Raw genomic sequence first — 15,572 nt, 5'->3', positions numbered from 1 at the left:
CGCGTCGCCGCTCTCACCCCGGGCCCCGGGCCTCGGGATCCGGACCGTGCCGGGCGGTCTCCGCAGCGACCGTGCGGGGGCGCGGCGGCCCGGGGGAGAGGACGCCGCACACCCCGAGCGCCCCGACGGCCGTTCCGAGCGGCCGGGGGACGCCGCGCCCCGTCCGGATCAGCCGCCCGCCACCTCCGTGAGGAGCGAGCCGATGATCCGGGGCCCGTCGACGGTCAGCACGGACTCGGCGTGGAACTGCATGGACACGAAGCCGGCCGCCCGCAGACCGTGCACCTCGCCCGTCCGCCGGTCGCGGCTGACCTCGACGCGCCCGTGCGCCGGGTGCTCGAAGGAGTCGCCCGCGGAGTGCGCGGCGAAGGTGTTGTAGAAGCCCACCCGCTCCCGCGCGCCGAAGAGGTCGATCTCGTGCTGGGCGCCCTGGTTGGGCGTCGGCCGGCGGACCAGGTCGAGCCCGATCAGGGTGCTGAGCACCTGGTGGCTCAGGCAGACCGCCATGAACGGCCGGCGCTCCTCCAGGAGCTGGGCCACCGCGGACCGCAGGTGCGCGATCTTCGGGTCGCCCGTCTCGCGCGGGTCGCCGGGTCCCGGCCCCATCACGACCAGGTCGTGCGCGTCGAAGCAGTAGCGCTCGTCGAAGCGCCGTACGCTCACCTCGCCGCCCAGCGACCGGATCTGCTGTGCGATCATCTCCGTGAAGGTGTCCTCGGCGTCGATCACCAGCACCTGCCGGCCGGACAGCGGTCCATCCGTGCCGTCCCGCGCCCCCTGGTCCTTCAGCCAGAAGTCGGCGATGTGCTCGTTGCGCTCGTCGAGGGCCTCGCGGACCGCGGGGTGCGCCCCGAACCGGACGGGCTCGGGGTCGCCGAGCGCGGCGAGCAGCCCGGCCGCCTTGGCCCGGGTCTCGTGCACCTCGGACTCGGGGTCGGAGTGGCGTACCAGGGTCGCGCCGACCCCGATCCGCATGACGCCCTCGTCGTCGATGTCGGCGGTACGGATCAGGATCGACGAGTCGAGGGTGCGGCGGCCCGCTGCGTCGCGGCCGATCAGGGCGGCCACACCGCTGTAGTAGCCCCGGCCCTGCGGCTCGTACCGGCTGATGACGCGCGCGGCGCTCTCCAGCGGTGAGCCGGTCACGGTCGGCGCGAACAGCGTCTCGCGCAGGATGTCCCGCACGTCGCGGTCGGTCCGCCCCTCGATGAAGTACTCGGTGTGCGCCAGCCGCGCCATCTCCTTGAGGTAGGGGCCCGTCACCCGGCCGCCCCGCGGGCAGATCCGGGCCATCATCTTCAGCTCCTCGTCGACGACCATGTACAGCTCGTCGGTCTCCTTGGAGTCGGCGAGGAACCTCATGACGCCGTCGAGCTCCGGGCCGCCCGCCGGATAGCGGTAGGTGCCGCTGATCGGGTTCATCACGGCCGTGCCGTCGTGGACGCTGATGTGCCGCTCGGGCGTGGCGCCGACGAACGTCCGCTCGCCGGTGTGCACGAGGAACGTCCAGTATGCCCCCGCCTCCCGCTGCACCAGGCGGCGGAAGAACGACAGCGCCGCGGACGGGCCGAAGTCGGGCAGCTGCGCCGTGAAGGTGCGCCGCAGGACGAAGTTGGCGCCCGCGCCGGTGCCGATCTCGTCCGTGACGACCTGCCGCACGATCTCCGCGTAGGCCTCGTCGTCCAGGTCGAAGTGGCCGGCGGTCACCTTCACCGGCTCGTCCGGCAGCAGCGGGAGCGTCGCGCGCAGCGGCACCGAGGCCTGCTCGCGCACCGACATCGCCAGCAGCGGCGCCCCGTCGTCGGGGGCGGCGAAGCCCCGTTCGGCGAGCTGGCGGTAGGGGATGAGCGCGAGCAGTTCCGTACGGGCGCCCGCGCCGTCCTGCGGGGGCAGGTCGAGGTCGGCGAGCGACGCGATCTCCGTCACGTCGCCGGCCAGCAGTTCCAGGGTGTCCGGGTTCGCCGTCTCGGGCCGGTGGATCAGTGCGAACGCGCCGGCCGAGCCGTCGAGGATGCGCGCCAGGAGGTCGTGCGCGCGGTCCTGCCTTGCCATGGGGACTCCTTTCGGGGGTGGGGCGCGGTCAGAGCGCCGTGCCGCCCGCGTCGAGTTCGCTCAGCACGGTCTTGGCGGACACGACGCGGGCCGCGCGCTGTGCCGCGTAGTCGAGGGCGAGCCGGTGGTACTCGGCCGAGAAGTCGGCCACGGCGTCGGCCACCAGGAAGGGCTGGATGTCGTGGGTGAACGCCTCGACCGCCGTCATCAGGACGCCCACGTGCGCGTACACGCCGCAGACGATCAGCTGGTCGCGCCGGTGGAAGCGCATCCGCTCCAGCAGGTCGGACTTGAAGAAGGCGCTGTAGCGCCACTTCGTGAACGTCCAGTCGCCGGGGCCCGGTTCGAGGGGCTCGACCACCTTGCGGTGCTCGGGCGTGGGGTCCATCCCCGGCCCCCAGAAGTCCTTCAGCAGGCCGCGCTGCTCGGGCGTCATCCCGCCGGGCTGCGCCGTGTACGCCACGGGGACGCCGAGCTCGGCGCACCGCTCGCGCAGCAGCGCGGTGTTGCCGACCAGGGCGTCGCCGGGCGCCTCGGAGCGCGGGAACGGCTTGAGGAAGTACTCCTGCATGTCGTGCAGCAGCAGTACGGCCCGGCGGGGATCCACGGGCCAGCCGACGGTGTTCTCCGGCAGCTCGCCCTCTTGGGGCATCGGATAGGGCTCGATCGGGGGGATACCGGACATGGGCCGGTCGGTCCTCTCTTCGCGGGGGAGGTCCGCTCACGGGAGACGGGGGCTCCACGGCTGCGGACGATGCGTGCGCGGGTGCGGCGGTGCGGCGGCGCCGGGTTCAGCCCTGCCAGGCCGAGACGACCTCGACGGCCTGCTGGGGGTTGAGGCGGGGGTCGCAGAAGCTGAGGTACTTGTCGCCCAGGCGGGCGAGGCCGGACTCGTCCGCCACGCACTCGGTGACGGTGTCCGGGGTCGTCTCCAGGTGCAGGCCGGCCGCGACGCCGCCGTTCCGGCCCACCGCGTCCTGGAAGTTCTTGACCTCGCGGACGACCGTGTGCACCAGGCGGGTCTTGAGCCCCTCGGGGCTGGAGACCGTGTTCCCGTGCATCGGGTCCGACAGCCACAGCACCGGGTGACCGGCCTTGGCGACCGCCTCGACCAGCGCGGGCAACCGCTCGGCGGCGTTGTCGGCCCCCATGCGGGAGATCAGCGTCAGCCGGCCGGGCCGCCGCTGGGCGTCCAGGCGCTCGCACAGGGCGAGCAGCTGGTCGGGCGTCATGGTCGGGCCCACCTTGACGGCGACCGGGTTGGAGACCGCGGCCAGCAGCCCGATGTGGGCGCCGTCCAGCTGCCGGGTCCGCTCGCCCACCCACGGCCAGTGTGTGGACGTCAGCAGCAGCGAGCCGTCCGGTTCGCGCCGCAGCAGCGGCAGTTCGTAGTCCAGTAACAGCGCCTCGTGGCTGGTCCACACCGGCACTTCGAGGTCGGAGCGGCTGGCGGTGCCGCGCCAGCCGAGGTAGTGCATGGTGTCGCTCGCGGCCCGGTAGCCGCTCAGCAGGTGCCGGGGGTCCGGGCGGCGCAGCGCCGCGTCCGGCTCCGGGCGGTTGACCATGTGCCCCCGGTACACCGGCAGTCGGGCGCCGTTGACCGTTTCGGTCGGGGAGGAGCGGGGCTTGCCGTACTGCCCGGCTATCCTCCCCACCCTGATGATGGGCCTGCCCGAGGCCAGCTTCATCGTCCCGGCCAGCACGTCGAGCAGCGCGGCCTTGCGCGTGACGTCCTCGGGGGTGGCCTCGGCGGGGTCCTCGGCGCAGTCGCCGGTCTGGATCACCTGCAGATGCCCGGCGGCGGCCTCCATGAGCAGCGCGCGCAGACGGCGCACGGCCTCGGCGTCCACGAGCGCCGGCATCCGTCCGAGGTCCGTACGGACCTCGTCCAGGGAGGAGTGCTCCTGCCAGTCGGGCTGCTGCAGCGCGGGCATGGACCGGAGATAGGACTGAATGTCGATCATCGTTTTCCTCAGCGAACACGCCGGAGGGGATCCGGGCGGGGGCGGACGTGGTCGACTTGCGGGGGGTGCGGACGGGAGCGTGCCGACCGGATCGGTCCGGGCAACGCGGTGTCCGGCGGTTCACGGAAGGTTTCGGCGGGCCGTGAACGATTTCGGAGAGCGCCGTGCACCGCCGGAATGTTCTTCTCGGCGGCCGAACACCTGAGTGCTTCGTTTCAGTACGTGCATCGATCCGGTGCACTCAACTCTCGGCCGACGGAATGGATCGTGCAACGACGGCGCAAAGAATAAGTCAAGTGCACTCGGGATCGGGGCCGGAAAAGGTGGAATGAGTTGTCGCCGCAAGGGAGGCGGCCGTAAGGGAGACGGCCGTGAGCAGAAGCCCCCGGGACTGTTTCCATTCGCCCGTGAAAACCCGAATTCTTCGCGCCCCGACTTTCGGGCCCGGTACGAGCAGACGGGCGGAGAACACGCCGTCGTCGGGAGAGACGGTGACCAGTACCTGATCGAAGTCCAGCCGCCTGCCGGTCAGCGGATACCAGGCCTTGTAGACGCTCTCCTTCGCGCTGAAGACCAACCGGTCCCAGCTGACGCCGGGCCGGCGCGCCCCCAGCTCCGCGATGTGGGCGCGCTCCTCGGCCGCGGTGACGCGCGCGCGGACGCCCCCGGTGGGGATCGGCGCGTCGGGTTCGGCGTCGATGCCGACCGTCACGACGTCGTGCGCACGGGCCACGGCCGCGGCCCGGTAGCCCGCGCAGTGGGTCATGGAACCGACGACACCGGCCGGCCACCGGGGAGCGCCCGCGGCGTCGGGCAGGATCGGCGCCGGCGGAACACCGAGCCGTGCGAGCGCCGTGCGCGCACAGGCCCGTACGGTGGTGAATTCCTGGCGCCGTGCGACGCCCGCCGCGGCGACCACTTGTCGCTCGGAAGGAAAGAGAACATCACCCGGGACGTTCCCGAACCGTTCCGCGAAGAGAATCGGAGAGGGCAGGAGAGTTTCGATCAACGCAACCTCGGTCCATTGAAGAGAGGGCGCACGGCCGGGCAGGAATGCGATCGTTCCCGCCGAATCGATGGACGCGCCGGACGTCGGACCCGTCTGCTCGGTCTATTTCAGGCGGACATGAGCGACGTCAGGTCCCTGGCGTACTTCTCGATGAGCGAGGGGGAGATGTGCGGGACGTCCTCGTCGGCTCCGATCCGCGCGGCCCGGACGGCCGCCCGGAATCGTTCGGAGGGAATTCCGGATCCGCGTACGGCGGTCTCCGGGTCCTTTAATCCGTGGAGGAGCGGCAGGGACGAGTACTGCCGCTGTTCCTCGGGGAGCGCCCGCATGGCCGTCTCGAACCGGTCGAGCCAGTCCGCGTAGTCGTCGATCCGCTCGATGCGGTGGCCCGCGTCGCCCAGCCAGTCGACGAAGGTGTCGAGCGAGATCCCGTCGTCGTGCGGGTTCACCAGGCTGAACGTCCGGTACCCGTCGGCGAGTTGCCCGCCCAGCGACACGACGGCCGCGGCGGTGAAGTCCACGGGCAGACCGTCGTAGTGCGCCCTCGGCCGCCTCCCCTCGTCCTCGGCGCGGTAGAAGGACGCGGGCGCGAGGCCGGTCGCGAGCACGCTGAAGAGGAGCCGGGAGAACATGTCGGGGACGTTGAGCTGCCCGCCGTAGTCGCTGTGGGCGAGGATCATGTTCGACCGGAACACGGTGACCGGGAGGCCGCACAGGTCGTGCGCCTCGCGCAGCAGCACCTCTCCCGCCCACTTGCTCGTCGCGTAGCCGCCGGCGTACCCGGCGTCGACCGGCTGCACGGGGAGCGCCTGACGGATGTCGGGGTCCTCTCCGAGAGCGGGCGTCCGGGAGGCGGCGACGGCCACGCTGGACAGGTACGCGAACGGCTTCATCCGCTCGGTGAGCGCCAGCCGGATCAACTCGGCGCTGCCAAGGACGTTGGCCTCGAACAGGTGGTTGTAGGGCAGCACGTGGTTGACGAGGGCGCCGGCGTGGACGATCACGTCCACCTCCTCGGACAGCCTCTGCCAGGTGTGGTCGCCCAGCCCCAGCCGGGGTTCCGCCATGTCGCCCGCCACGACCTCCAGGTGGTCGGCGGCCAGGGCCTCGAACCGCCGCGCCAGCCGCCCGTCACCTCCGGCGAACGACTCCTCCAGACGGCTCCGCGCGGCCGCCACGTCCCGCCCGCGCACGAGGCAGACCAGCCGGCCGTCGGACTGCGCCAGCCGCTCCAGCCACTCCATGGCCAGGAACCGTCCGAGGTACCCGCTCGCCCCCGTCAGCAGCACGGTCCGGGGCGACACGGGAAGGGGCAGCCGCTTGGCCTCGGCGAGCGTCTCCGCGTCGATGAACTTCTCCAGGGTGAGGTCGGAGGCCCGCACCTCGGTGCTCTCCCGTCCGTGCACCGACGCGAAGTCGGGCCGGTTCAGTCCGTTCTTGCGCTTGGTCTCGATGTGGTCGGCCATCTGCTGGAGATCGGTGGCCGAGCTGATGATCATGTCCACCGGGACGCGGACGCCGAAGACGTCGTCGAGCAGGTCGGAGAACGCGACCGCCGTGAGCGAGTCGCCGCCCAGGTCCCTGAAGTGCGCCGAGGGGTCCACCTCGACCCCCGAACCGGTGAGCAGCGCCCGGGCCGCACGCTGGAGCGTCTCCAGCACCGGGCGGTCCGCGGCGCCTCGGCGCACGTCGAGGAGTTCCCTGTCCTCCCGCGCGGAGATGTCCGCGTACAGCTCCTCCAGCCGCGCCCGGTAGCGTTCGAGCAGACGGGGGCGCAGCAGCTTCCGGTGGTCCGACAGCAGGCCGTTGTCCTGGCTGAACGGCTCGGTCTCGATCAGGAATTCACGCGGTATCTCGTAGGAATTGAGTCCCTCCTCCTTCGCGACGCGGACGAAGGATTCGCTGAGTTCCTGTCGCAGCTCTTCCGTCCGGCCCTCGAAGCGGGCGAGCGCGTCCGCGGAAGGAACGACGACGGCCAGCAGATAGGACCGCTCGCTGTTTCCGTACACGAACACCTGACGGACCAGCGGGCTGTAGGCGAAGATGGCCTCCAGGCGCGCGGTCGCCACGAATTCGCCCTGCGACAGTTTCAGCACGCTTTTACGGCGGTCTATTATGGTGTGCCGCCCCGGCCCGGTCTCCGCGACGATGTCACCCGTCCGGTAGAAGCCGTCCTCGTCGAGGAATTCGGCCGTCAGCTCGGGATGGTTGTAATAGCCGGGTATGAGGGCGTCGGTCTTGAGCAGCAGTTCTCCGCGGGGATACGGGGAATCGGTGCGGTAGTAGCCGAGTTCGGGGACGTCGATGATTTTGTGGTCGATGACCGGCGGGCTCAGCATCTCCCCGTCGACCGAGACGGCCGCGGCCTCGGTGGAGCCGTAGATGATGTGCAGGTCGAGACCGAGGAGGGACTCCATGAAGGCCGTCAGCTCGGCCGACAGGGGAGCGGACGCGCAGCCGGCCCAGGCGACGTCGCCGCCGAGCAGGTCCACCCGTATCTCCTCCTTGACCAGGGCCTCCAGGGCGGCGCGGTCCGAGGTGGCCGCCGTGGTCCGCCGGTCGAGTTCGCTCTGGTACTTCTGGAAGATCAGCTCGCATATGCGCGGGATCAGCGACAGCTCCGTCGGGCGCGCCAGCGCGATGTCCTCGAAGAAGGTCGACAGATCGCTCCTGGCCGTGAAGTACGTGATGCCGCCCCGCGCCAGGGTGTTCTTCAGCGAGGAGTGGCCGGCGACATGGCTCATCGGCATGTAGCTGAAGGTGACCGTCTCGTCCTCGGAGAAGAGCTTCGACCACGCGCCGCCCCACATCGCACTGGTCAGGCGGTCGGTGTACATCGCGCCCTTGGGCGTTCCCGTGCTCCCGGAGGTGTAGATGAGCATCGCCAGCGGGTCGTCCCCGTCGGCCGGAACGAACAGCGGCGCCTCAGGAAGGCCGGCCCCCCGGCGGAGCACCTCGGGAAGGGTGTCGACGCGCACGGAACGCCCGGCGCCCGCGAGGCGGTCGCGCGCCCCGTCCAGCGCGTCGACGTGGTCGCTGACCTCCGGGTGGAAGTCGAAGACCAGGACGCCCTCGACCGACGGGCTGTCGAGGGCCAGCTCCACCGCCCTGTCCAGGCGCTCCACGCTCGCGGCGACCACGCGGGACGCCGTCTCGTCGACGATGGCCCTCTGCTGGGACGTGGGCGAACTCGTCTGGAGCGGAACGCTCACGACCCCGAGGTACGTGCAGGCCAGATCGACGACGGTGTAGTCGCCGCTCGCGAAACCGAGCACGGAGACCCGGTCTCCCGGCTCCAGCCGGTGGCCCGCGCCACCGTGCCATTCGCTCGCCACCGCGCGGACCCGCGCCCATAATTCACCGAAGCCGGTCTTCTCGTAACGCGGCAGCAACCGGTACGAAACACGGCCCGTATCCGGGTCCCGCACGAATTCCTTGGCACGTTCTCCGATGGCCGGCCGATCGGCATGGCGCACCATTACGCTTTCCATCACTTGCGCAAGTCGCATTCTGATCTCCGCGTCGTGTACGGACCTGGTCTCGGCTGACAGTGGGTCTGACAGTGAAGGGGAGGGGCGGCCGGTGTTCTCCCGGCGCCGCCGCGCCGCTTCGGACAGGGAAAGGATCGTCGAATTCGGACACGCTGCACTGGCCCGTGGGCAGGGAAAACCCAGGGCGTGCCACTCTTGCTTGCACTACAACGCTACCTACTCAGGCCCCTCGTGGATAAATATGAAGAACGTATATGTCAGGTTGCCCGGCGAAAGCGGCTGTCCAGTTTTCGGGTGCCCGCAGGGCGAATGCAGAACGGGCGCGCGGGAATACGCCGACACCGTACGCGCGAGGGCTCGTACGGTGTCGGCGAGAGGAAAAGCGAGGGCGTCGCTCAGTCGTCGAGCAGGGAATCGGCGGGGCGGCGGCTCTGATGGGTCAGAACCTGGAGGGCGTCGGCGGAGCCCGGGTCGTTCGGGGTGTAGACCTCAAGCCGGTGGTCGGGGCTGTCGGGCTGCAGCCAGACCTGGTAGTCGACGCTCACCGCGCCCACGGTCGTGTGCTGCATGCGCATGGTGCCCGTCGTACAGTCCGCGACGTCCCGATTCGCCCACAGGGCCGAGAAGTCGTCGCTGCGCATGGTGAGTTCGCCGATCAGCCCCGCCAGGCGCGCGTCGGTGGGGTAGCGGCCGGCGGTCAGCCGGAGGTACGCCACGTGGGCCCGCGCGAGCGTGTGCCAGTTGGTGTACAGGTCGCGCGTCACCGGATCGAGGAAGAACATCCGGGGGATCGACAGACGGCGCTCCGGGTCGTCCGTGGTCTCGAAGGCGATGTGCTCGGCGAGCAGGGCGTGCCCGCTGCGGTTCCACGCGAGCACGTCCCCGCGGCGGCCCAGGACGATCGCCGGCGTCGCCTCGCCGAGGGACTCCAGGAGCGCGAGGACGCGCTTGTGGGGCTCCTCCACCGGAGGCTCGGTGAGCCGGGGCGTCGGCGAGTGCCTGGCGAGGTTGTGCAGGTGCATGGTCTCGGTCGCGTCGAGCTGCAACGCCCGTGCGAGCGCGTCGAGCACCTGCTCCGAGGCCGTCTCCGCCTGCCCCTGCTCCAACCGTGTGTAGTAGCCGGCGCTCACCCCGGCGAGCTGGGCGAGTTCTTCCCGCCGCAACCCGGGGACACGGCGCCCGTTCCCGTGGGTGCGCAGTCCGATCTCGTCCGGGGTGACCCGGTCGCGGCGGCTCTTCAAGAACGTTCCGAGGCTCTCCACGACCGCAAGCGTAAGCCGATCGTCCCCGTCGATGGGTATACCTGTCAGGTATACCCCCAGCAGAGGGCTGGCTGTCCGCCGGGCGATGGACGACGGTCGAGACATGTCGGAACAGCACACACACAACTCCCCGGGCCTGCGCGCGTGGCTGGGACTCCTCGTCGTACTCGGCCCGGTCCTGCTGGTCTCCATGGACGGGTCGATCCTGTACCTGGCGATGCCCCGGGTCAGCCAGGACCTCACCCCCACGGCCGACCAGGCCCTGTGGACCCTGGACATCTACGGCTTCGCGGTCGGCTCGCTGCTGATCGCGTTCGGCAACATCGGCGACCGGTACGGCCGTCTGAAGCTGCTGATGATCGGAGCGACCGTCTTCGGTATCGCGTCCGCGGCGTCCGCCTTCGCTCCCAGCCCCGAACTCCTCATCGCGTCCCGCGCGCTGATGGGCGTGGCCGGCGCGACCCTCCTGCCGTCGGCGCTGGCCGTGCTGAGCGAGCTGTTCACCGACCCGCGGCGCCGGGCGCAGGCCATCGGCATCTTCGCCGCGGCCTTCGCTGCGGGGTTCGCCATCGGCCCGGTGGCGGGCGGCTTCCTGCTCGAACGCTTCTGGTGGGGTTCCGTCTTCCTGATCAACCTGCCCGTCATCGCCCTGTTCCTCGTTTTCGCGCCCATCCTGCTGCGCGAAGTCAGCACGACCCGTACCGGTCGCGTGGACGTCTTCAGCGTCGTCGCCTCCGCCGCCGGCCTCCTGGGCTTCGTGTACGGCCTCAAGCACGCCGCCGCCGAAGGGTTCTCGCCGCTCTCCGTCCTCGTGGGGGTGGGCGGCCTGGTGCTCCTCGCCCTGTTCGTGCGCCGGCAGCGGCACCTGGAACACCCGCTGATGGACTTCTCGCTCTTCCGCGACCGGGTCTTCACCGTCGCGATCATCACGGGCCTGCTGCCACTGGCGGCCTGGTCCGCTGCCGCCTACCTGTCGGGCGTCTACCTCCAGTCCGTCCTGGACCTCCCCGTCCTGAAGGCGGCGCTCCTGGCCCTGCCCGGCGCAGTGGTCCTCATCGTGACCTGCGTCGTCACGCCCATGGTCGTCGACCGCATCGGCAAGCGGACGATCCTCATCGTCTGCCACTTCTCCATCGCGGCGGGACTGCTGTTCCTGCTCCCCACCACGATCACCGGCGGGGTCGGCTGGTACATCGCCTCCACGTCCATCGCGGGCCTCGGCTACGGCATCTCCTTCAGCGTCGTCGCCGACACCGCGGTCGGTGCCGTCCCGGCCGAGCGGGCCGGTTCGGCCGGTGCGATCGCCGAGACCAGCAACGAGATCGGCAACGCCCTCGGCATCGCGCTCATCGGCTCCCTCGCCGCGCTGCTCTTCCGGCTCCAGGGACCCGACCTCGCGCCCACGCTCGACGAGACCCTGCAACTGCCCGGTCTCGCCCCCGCCGTGGTCGCGGACGCGAAGTCGGCCTTCGTCACCGGTCTGCACGCGGCCGTGGCGGTGGCCAGCATCCTGCACGCCGCGCTCGGGATCCTGGCCCTCCGCTGGCTGCCCAGGACGACGCACGAGGAGCAGGCCCAGGACGGTGCCTCCTCCTCCGAGGAGAAGTGGGAGCACGCGGAGAGCACGCCCCGGTAACGCCGGTACGGGCGCCGGAGGCCCCGGCCTCCTCCGTCCTCCCGCCCTCCCCCTGATCGACGAGGTCGACAGGAACGCCAGGCACCCTCCATGAACAGCCATGCCCCGGCCCGCAGCCTCCCCCCTGCGGACCGGGGCACGGCCGTGCCCACGGGAAGTGCCGGTGTCGTGCAGCCCGCGTGTCCGGCTTGCCCGCTCAGGGCAATCGCGCCACCGTTCACACCAGTGCATGACCTGCGCACCGCAGTGCACGCACGGGCATCGCACACAGCGCGGAACGGGAGAGCGGCGACCGGTGGGGCTGCGGATCCATTTCACGTACGAGGACCTGGCGCACGTGGTCCTGGCGGAAGAACCCGACCCCTTGTGGGAGGGGCTGCTCAGCCTGCATCTGCTGCAGAACCGGGACGCGCCCCTGGTCTACGGCCGCTGGAGGAGGACGGCGGGCGGTCTCGTCACCCCGGAGCTGCTCCGTCTGCGGCGACTGGCCCCGCCGTACGGCTACTCGGCCGACTTCCTGACCCCGTCGGCGGCGTCCGCCGGGTTCGAGGCGGGTGTGGAGGCGCTCCTGACGACACCCCGTCGACAGCTGCGGGCCGACCTGGCGGAACTCGCCCGGACCCGGCCGCTGCCCGGCTGGGCCCGCCCCCTCGCCGAGGGCGACACACAGGCGCTGCGCGGGCTGGCCGGGCTGGTGCGCGGACACCACGAGCGGTTCGTGGCCCCGTACTGGCCCCACGTCCGTTCCCGGTTCGACGAGGCGAGGTCGGTGGCCGCCAAGGCGTTCCTGCGGTCCGGGTTCGCCGGCCTGGTCGAGGGGCTGCATCCGAGCGTGCGCTGGGCGGCGCCGGTGCTGCACGTCGCGGGGCCGCACCTGGAGGGCGACCTGTACCTGCGGGGGAGGGGGCTGCGCATCATCCCGTCGTTCTTCTGCTGGCCGGGGCCGATCGTGCTGAAGGACGGGACCCTGCCACCGGTGCTCGTCCACCCGGTCACGCACGACCCGCGCTGGCTCTCGCCCCCGTCGCCCTCCTCCGCCACCACGCACCGGGCGCTCGCGGCGCTGCTCGGCAAGGCGCGGGCGGCTGTCCTCGAGGAGGTGGCCGAGGGCCGGACCACGAGCGAGCTGGCGAGCAGGGTGGGCCTCAGCCCGGCGACCGTCAGCCACCATGTGGCCGTCCTGCGGGAGGCCGGTCTCCTCACCAGCCGGCGGATCGGCGGCGCCGTCCTGCACAGCGTGACCCGCCTCGGCGCGGACCTCCTGGAACACGGGACGACCAGCGGCATTCGACCGTGCTCGAAACCCGTGGCGCCGGCCGGGAACTGACCGGGACCATGGACGCGCGGGAGCAGCGGATCCGCTGACCCGACCCGCCCGCACCCGGAGCACCCTCAGGGAGATCACGAATCATGCCCACCAAGCGCTCTCTGCCCGGAGTCCTCGGCGCCGTCACCCTGGCACTGGCCTCCGTCCTCACCGCCGGCCCCGTCCAGGCGGCCCCGGCCGCCGTCGCCCCGACGTCCTCCCCGGCCCCCGCGCGCACGGAGCTGCTGCCGCCCGGCGCCGGTGTCAGCTGCAGCCCGGGGAACTTCTGCGCCTCCGTCTGGGACCCGACGGTGAACCGGTTCCGCGTCTTCTACTTCTACAACTGCACCCGGTACCGGCTGTCCGACTGGGGCGACTGGGGCGAGGCCAAGAATAGCCAGAGCGGTGGCGCCGTCGCGACCGTCTACGGCTCGGGCGGCAACGTGATCCGGACCTTCCCCGCCGACAACGGCGTGTACGCCGTGAACTGGGCGCCCGTCTACTCGATCCGCAACTGCTGATCGGGGACACCGCCTGTACGGATCCGCACCGTTGAGAAGGCGGGCGTTCCGCCGGACACGCCCCGGTCCCGTCCTACCGGGTGAAGCGGGACGATCACGGACGACGCACCAGATCCGACATCACGGCGAGCGGTAGCGACGGGTTGGCGGCCGCGGCCTCCACCACCTGCCAGTCGGCGTCGGTGAGCAGCTCGGTGACGACGTGCGGGAAGAGGGCCGGGTGGCCGGCGGCCAGGGGCCGTGCCCGCGCGTCCGCCAAGCAGTCGCGCAGCGCCGCCCCCGTCGCGTTGCGGTGCCGCGCGACCTCACGGAGCGCCCTCCGTACGGGGGGTTCGCCCCGGGTCAGGTCTTCCAGCAGCACCGGGGTCGCATCCGGGTTGGCCGCTACCCCGGCGACGACACGGGCTCCGTGCCGGTCGACCATGGCGCGCAGTCGCGCTTCGGAAAGACCCGGGTGCGGAGCGACGGCCTTCACCACCTTCGCGTCCGGGTCGACGGCGAGCGCGTCACGGATCCCGGGCGGCAGATCGCGGCGCAGGGCCACCAGCATCCGCACGGCCGGATCCTGCGACCGGGCCAGCTCCGCCACTTCGGCCGGACCGGCGACGGCGATGCGCGGCAGCAGAGCGCCACCGAGCTTGACGGTGGCCGCCAGGCGGACGAGCACATCGAGCGGGACGCGCGGATTGTGGGCGAGTCCGCGCCGTACGCCATGGCTGGGATCACCGGCCAGCGCGTTCATCAGGTCGGCGCCGATCGCGGGATTCCCGGCGAGGTCGGCACGGACACCCGGGACGGGGTCCACGGCGAGCCGCCGGTAGGCCTCCGGAGGGAGATCGGGGCGAGCGGCGAGCGCCCAGCGCAGCAGCGCCGAAGGATGGGCGGCGAAACGGGCGACGGAGTCGGCGGGGGCGGCCGGGTTCTCCAGGACCGTCCGCTGTATGTCGTGCACGGTGGACTCGTGGGAGCCGTCGCACGAGGCGCCGGGCGGAAGATAGCAGTCGGGCCGCGGGCACTGCGGTTCGTGTACGAACGGCGTCTCCTCGCGCTCGCAGACCGGGCACCACCGCGCGGGAGGCAGCCCCTCGCCGGTGAGCAGCGCCGCCAGTACGGCCGGTGGCGTCGCCTCGTTGAACGCCACGGCGCGGCGGACCTGGGCGTGCGGATGCCCGGCGAGCCCGGCGGCGACCGACGGCGCGGCCCGCGACGCGAGCTCGGCCACGACCCGCACGTCCGTGTCGGCGCCGAGCGCTTCCACCACGCCGGCCGGGAGCCCGGGACAGGAAGCGAGCTTCTCCCGGCGCTCGACGAGGGGATCGGCCGCCAGCAGGAACGCCCACGCGGGGTCTCCGGCACCCTCGTCGAGCAGGGCCAGGGCGGCGTCCGGCTGTACGGAAGGGTCGATGTCGGCGGCGGTCAGGCGGCCCGCGTACGCCAGCTGCACGGCGCTCTCCTCGACGCGCAGCGCCAGCGCGACCGCCTGCGCACGACTGAGATCCGTACGGCAGGCGAGTCTCTCGGCGATGTCGTCGTCCGCGACCGCGATCAGCCGGTCGACCAGCTCGGGCGGTAGTGCGGTATTGGCGGCCAGCCCGCACAGGACATGATTCACGAAGGGCATACTGCCGGGGCCGGGACCGAACGGCTCGCGGTTTTTCGACGCCACCGGGCCGACGGCGACAGCGGACGCGCTCTCGACGCCCGCGCCTACCGAGCCGTTTCCGCCTTCGCGTTGGGTGACTGCTGATCCGGGCGGCCGGGGCCGGGGAACGTGCCCGGGTCCGCCGCGCACTCCTCCCGCGGCAGTTCCCGGACGGAGGGCCGTGGGGCCCCGGGTGCCGGGGGCGGCACCTCGAAGGCGTAACAGCCCGTCACCGTCTTCTCGTACACGAAGACGTAGGCTCGCGGCGGCCCCTGACCGAGCACCTCCGCGACCACGGTGACGGCCCCGCCCTGCCGGGTCACGCCGAAGAGGCCCTTGGCGGGTTTCGAAGGGGGGAGGATCCGGGCGATCTCCGTATCGGGAAGGCTGCCGTCGGCCGCCGCCGCGCCCAGCCGGTCGCGGAGCACCTCGACGTTCTTCCGCAGCTCCTCGCGCGCCCGGGCGTCGTCACGCGTCGGCTGCGTCCCCAGCCAGACCGACACACCCACGACGACTACGACCAGCAGGCCCAGAACGGTCAGGCATCCGTTGAGAAGACAACCGAGCGGTGCGCCCGTCCGAACCTGTGATCGTCTCGTCATGGGCACAGCGTGTACCGCGGGCACACGACAGGCCCACCCGCTTCCCCGAGTCGTGACCGAAGCGCGTGGTCACCGGCGAAGCCTTGC

The 15,572-nt window shown here is 71.6% G+C and carries 11 protein-coding genes; 3 read left to right on the top strand and 8 right to left on the bottom strand.

The window, feature by feature from the left end; genetic code table 11:
- Positions 1-168 precede the first annotated feature (168 nt).
- The 6 genes from AB0398_RS22475 to AB0398_RS22450 form a co-directional block, all read right to left on the bottom strand.
- Entirely contained in the window at positions 169-2,052 is a 1,884-nt protein-coding gene (locus tag AB0398_RS22475) for an anthranilate synthase family protein (protein ID WP_366377382.1), read from the bottom strand.
- Positions 2,053-2,080: 28 nt separating this feature from the next.
- Positions 2,081-2,737 carry an isochorismatase family protein gene (locus tag AB0398_RS22470; RefSeq protein WP_366377381.1) on the bottom strand — a complete coding sequence of 219 codons (657 nt, stop codon included), beginning with the start codon at positions 2,735-2,737 and terminating at the stop codon, positions 2,081-2,083.
- Between the two features lie 106 nt (positions 2,738-2,843).
- On the bottom strand, positions 2,844-4,016 hold the full coding sequence (locus AB0398_RS22465; protein WP_366377380.1) for a 3-deoxy-7-phosphoheptulonate synthase: 1,173 nt from the start codon (positions 4,014-4,016) through the stop codon (positions 2,844-2,846).
- 292 nt (positions 4,017-4,308) lie between these two features.
- Positions 4,309-5,025 carry a 4'-phosphopantetheinyl transferase superfamily protein gene (locus AB0398_RS22460; RefSeq protein ID WP_366377379.1) on the bottom strand — a complete coding sequence of 239 codons (717 nt, stop codon included), beginning with the start codon at positions 5,023-5,025 and terminating at the stop codon, positions 4,309-4,311.
- Positions 5,026-5,132: 107 nt separating this feature from the next.
- The gene (gene car, locus AB0398_RS22455) at positions 5,133-8,534 is read right to left on the bottom strand and encodes a carboxylic acid reductase (protein WP_366377378.1); all 3,402 of its coding nucleotides are present in this window, start codon (positions 8,532-8,534) and stop codon (positions 5,133-5,135) included.
- Positions 8,535-8,911: 377 nt separating this feature from the next.
- Positions 8,912-9,778 carry a helix-turn-helix transcriptional regulator gene (locus AB0398_RS22450; RefSeq protein ID WP_366377377.1) on the bottom strand — a complete coding sequence of 289 codons (867 nt, stop codon included), beginning with the start codon at positions 9,776-9,778 and terminating at the stop codon, positions 8,912-8,914.
- A 103-nt stretch (positions 9,779-9,881) separates the two neighbouring features.
- Between AB0398_RS22450 and AB0398_RS22445 the strand changes: the two genes are divergently transcribed.
- The 3 genes from AB0398_RS22445 (at position 9,882) to AB0398_RS22435 (ending at position 13,241) form a co-directional block, all read left to right on the top strand.
- Entirely contained in the window at positions 9,882-11,414 is a 1,533-nt protein-coding gene (locus tag AB0398_RS22445; protein ID WP_366377376.1) for an MFS transporter, read from the top strand.
- Between the two features lie 295 nt (positions 11,415-11,709).
- Entirely contained in the window at positions 11,710-12,741 is a 1,032-nt protein-coding gene (locus AB0398_RS22440) for a winged helix-turn-helix domain-containing protein (RefSeq protein ID WP_366377375.1), read from the top strand.
- Between the two features lie 83 nt (positions 12,742-12,824).
- Positions 12,825-13,241 carry a hypothetical protein gene (locus AB0398_RS22435; RefSeq protein ID WP_366377374.1) on the top strand — a complete coding sequence of 139 codons (417 nt, stop codon included), beginning with the start codon at positions 12,825-12,827 and terminating at the stop codon, positions 13,239-13,241.
- Positions 13,242-13,335: 94 nt separating this feature from the next.
- Here the strand turns inward: AB0398_RS22435 and AB0398_RS22430 are convergent, their stop codons facing one another.
- Together AB0398_RS22430 and AB0398_RS22425 are read right to left on the bottom strand one after the other, a co-directional pair.
- The gene (locus AB0398_RS22430; protein ID WP_366377373.1) at positions 13,336-14,853 is read right to left on the bottom strand and encodes a hypothetical protein; all 1,518 of its coding nucleotides are present in this window, start codon (positions 14,851-14,853) and stop codon (positions 13,336-13,338) included.
- A gap of 95 nt (positions 14,854-14,948) precedes the next feature.
- On the bottom strand, positions 14,949-15,485 hold the full coding sequence (locus AB0398_RS22425; RefSeq protein WP_366377372.1) for a hypothetical protein: 537 nt from the start codon (positions 15,483-15,485) through the stop codon (positions 14,949-14,951).
- Positions 15,486-15,572: the final 87 nt, after the last annotated feature.

It is taken from the genome of Streptomyces sp. NPDC086147 (genome assembly GCF_040702165.1).
Lineage (GTDB): Bacteria > Actinomycetota > Actinomycetes > Streptomycetales > Streptomycetaceae > Streptomyces.
Note: the sequence above shows the minus strand (reverse complement) of the source record. Positions and strands in the feature narration are given on the sequence as shown.